The sequence below is a fragment of the Nostoc sp. CMAA1605 genome (assembly GCF_021596505.1).
Classification (GTDB): domain Bacteria; phylum Cyanobacteriota; class Cyanobacteriia; order Cyanobacteriales; family Nostocaceae; genus Trichormus.
In genome coordinates, this window is sequence record NZ_PJIZ01000191.1 from 1 (window position 1) to 3,525 (window position 3,525).

Consider the following 3,525-nt stretch of genomic DNA (forward strand, 5'->3'; position numbering starts at 1 on the left):
TTTACACCCGGCGATGCCTGTGATGTACTGGTGGCAATGAATGCAGCGGCGCTGAAAGTAAACCTCACATCGTTGAAAAAGGGCGGAAAGATCATTGCCAATACAGATGGCTTTGATGCTAAGAACCTGCGGCTGGCCAATTACCCGGAAGGTGAGAACCCGCTCGAGAACGGGAGCCTTACCAATTACGAGGTCATAAAAATGGATGTTACCAAAATGACCCGGGAGGCCCTGAAGGAAATAACCATGGGGATGAAAGAAAAAGACCGGGCGAAAAATATGTTCGTACTCGGGTTCCTGTACTGGATGTACAACCGGGATATGGAGAATACGATCAGCTTCCTTCGGGAAAAATTTGGTAAGAAACCGGAGATTCTCGACAGCAATATCAAAGTATTGCAGGCCGGGTATAATTATGGTGAAACAACGGAAACCTTTACCACCACCTACTCGGTAGACAAGGCAAAGATGGAGCCGGGATCCTATCGGTCTGTGATGGGTAACCAGGCCGTTGCCTATGGGCTGGTAGCGGCTGCCCATAAATCCGGGTTGCAGTTATTCCTGGGTTCCTACCCCATTACGCCCGCATCAGATATTTTACATGAACTGAGCCGCTATAAAAATTTTGGTGTACGCACGTTCCAGGCGGAAGACGAAATTGCTGCGATCGCATCATCTATCGGTGCTGCGTATGGCGGTGCACTCGGGGTTACCACATCCAGTGGTCCCGGTATTGCCCTGAAAGGCGAAGCCATCGGTCTGGCAGTGATGCTGGAAATTCCGCTGGTTATTATCAATATTCAGCGTGGCGGACCTTCCACCGGCCTGCCCACGAAGACTGAACAGAGTGACCTAATGCAGGCCTATTATGGCCGTAACGGCGAATGCCCGATGCCCATCATTTCTGCTTCCACCCCGGCCGACTGTTTCGATACGGTGTATGAAGCGGTGCGGCTGGCGATTCAGCATATGACACCCGTAATGTTCCTCAGTGATGGCTATATTGCCAATGGTGCAGAACCCTGGCGATACCCTAAGTCGGACGATCTGCCGGCGATTACCGTTAAATTCAAAAAGGAGCTGGGTCATGGAGAAGAGAAATTCCAGCCCTACCTCCGCGATGAAAAACTGGCGCGCCCATGGGCTATACCCGGCACGGCCGGTTTAGAACACCGGATTGGCGGTCTGGAAAAACAGAATATTACCGGTAACGTGAATTATGAGCCGGAGAACCACCAGCTGATGGTGAAGATCCGCCAGGAGAAAGTAGATAAAATTGCGGAGTTCATTCCCGAGCAAAAACTCGATAGTGGTCCCGAAAAAGGAAAGATGCTGGTGCTGGGTTGGGGTTCCACCTATGGTTCCATAAAATCAGCCGTTGCGGAAATGCAGGCCAAGGGTCATGCCGTGAGCCATGCCCACCTGCGCTATATTCGTCCGTTCCCCCGCAACCTGGGTGCGATGCTCAAAAATTTCGATACCATCCTGATTCCCGAGATTAATAACGGGCAGCTGATAAAAATCATCCGTGATGTATACCTCGTGGATGCAAAAGGCTACAATAAAATCATGGGAGTACCCATCACCAAAACCGAACTGGTAATGAAGATGGAAGAAATGCTGGGAAGGGCCAACTGATAAGTCAGCAAAAAAGTATGAATCCACCGGTGTACAGGCTGGTGGATTTTTTATTTCCGGGTTCGTAAGCTGCATTTGTACAGAACATACATTGAAGGGAGTACGGTTAGTAGCCCCGACGATTGTTGCAAACCTGTTCTTGCTGAGCCTTCTTAACGTAAAGAATAAAAAAGCCCCGCCGGGTAGGGTTACCAATTACTATTAAGGTACAATAGCCTGAATTTTTAAATTCAGGCTACTTTTTTGCCCCTGCACTATCCTTTGAGTTTAAGGGAGTTAAATCAGTGGTTTTTGAAGCCTATTTTGTTAAATCCGATAAATTGGTGGTATCGCTTAATTTCAACTTGTGGCCGTTCGGGGGCGGCATGGGTATTAATTCAATGGGTATTGTATCTGACCTTAACAATTCTATTTTTGTTGGCTTTGATTTGTTAGGTTTAAACGCTGTCCATTTATGATAAATAGCCTTTATCTGGTTTACCAATTTTTGATTTTGGGAAATTAGCCATATGTGGTGCAACAAATTCGCCATCTTTATTTTTTCTCATACCAAACTCACCATTAATTTTGTTTAAAGTTTCTAATTGTTCAGAGGCTATTTGCCGTAATCTTTTCAAACGTTCTTCAAAAGAAACATTTGCTTTAATCATTTCAGCATTAATCCCTTCCAATGTGGTTAATACCATTAATTCATTTATGCTTGAAAAATCCCTAACTGTCATCCCTTTTGCAGATATTTCAACATTTGCCTCCCTCCATTCTTTTGCTGTAAATCCGTACAGTGCTAAATTTAGTATGTCGCCTTCTTCCGCATAAGCTAAATGCTTTTTATCATCGGGAACATTTAAGGCAGGAATTTTATAATTTTTTATAGCATCTGTTTGTATTACATAATTCGCTTTACTTAGTAGCCTCCTTACGTTCCATTCTATATTTCCAGAATTATTTTCAATTTCTTTTAAACGTTGAAATTCTTTAATCAAATACAGTTTAAATGCCGGACTTACAGTAGTCCCAAATTCAAAAGCAATATCCCTATGCGCAAATGTACCACCGTTTTTACCAGTAACTGAATAGATGCCAATAGCACCTGTTTTCTCAACCCACTCGGAAACGCTTAGGCTAAAATCTTGAACGCCAGCCCTTTGCTTAATGTCCTCAAATTCGAGGACATTAAATATTAATGGGTTATTAATCGCCTCCCAAATACCTAAAAAATCGATAGTGGATTTAGACCGAAGCCAATTTGCAATCACAGTTGCCGTTTTGGTTTCCCCGTCCTTTCTTCTAGCCATATCGGTTAAAGAGATGTAATCATCTTTTACTGCTATCGGAAATCCTTCAACAAGGATTTTTTCGGTTTTGCTCATAATTGCTCTTTTTGCTTGTCAGTAAAGTTCCTGAATATTTATTGAATAATAACTAAACAAATATTAGGTAGAATGCAGGACAAGATTTATCTTAGCATTCTAAAGCATTTGTTATGGTTAAGAACATGAAAGAATTGTTTGCAAAGTTTTCTGATGAAACAGTTTGCCGTGAACATCTGATTAAGCAGCGTTGGCCTGACGGTAATATAGTTTGCCAGTATTGCGGCCATAAGAAGTGCTACCGTATAGAGGGAGGGGAAAGGTTTAAATGTGCCAACAGCAAATGTTACAAGCGTTTCAGGGTAACGGTGGGGACAATTTTTGAATCCTCAAACATTCCCCTTACTACATGGTTCCCGGCCATGTATTTAATCCTTAACCATAAGAAGGGTATTAGTAGCTGCCAGTTAGCAAGGGATTTAGGGGTAACGCAAAAAACTGCATGGTTCATGCTGCATCGTATCAGAGAGCAATTAAAGGCCAATAACAGCCCTATGCTTAGCGGTACGGTGGAAGT

Annotated in this window: 3 protein-coding genes; 2 read left to right on the forward strand and 1 reads right to left on the reverse strand. The window is 43.5% G+C overall.

Annotation, left to right across the window (positions count from 1 at the left end; genetic code table 11):
* A partial coding sequence (locus CV014_RS29765; protein ID WP_236145302.1) for a 2-oxoacid:acceptor oxidoreductase subunit alpha occupies positions 1-1,638 on the forward strand: 1,638 nt, incomplete at its 5' end.
* 452 nt (positions 1,639-2,090) lie between these two features.
* On the opposite strand, the gene CV014_RS29770 is transcribed toward CV014_RS29765, so the two are convergent.
* Complete coding sequence (locus CV014_RS29770) at positions 2,091-3,008, reverse strand: KilA-N domain-containing protein (RefSeq protein WP_236145303.1); 918 nt, start codon at positions 3,006-3,008, stop codon at positions 2,091-2,093.
* A 125-nt stretch (positions 3,009-3,133) separates the two neighbouring features.
* On the opposite strand from CV014_RS29770, the gene CV014_RS29775 reads away from it, so the two are divergent.
* A partial coding sequence (locus CV014_RS29775) for a transposase (RefSeq protein ID WP_236145304.1) occupies positions 3,134-3,525 on the forward strand: 392 nt, incomplete at its 3' end.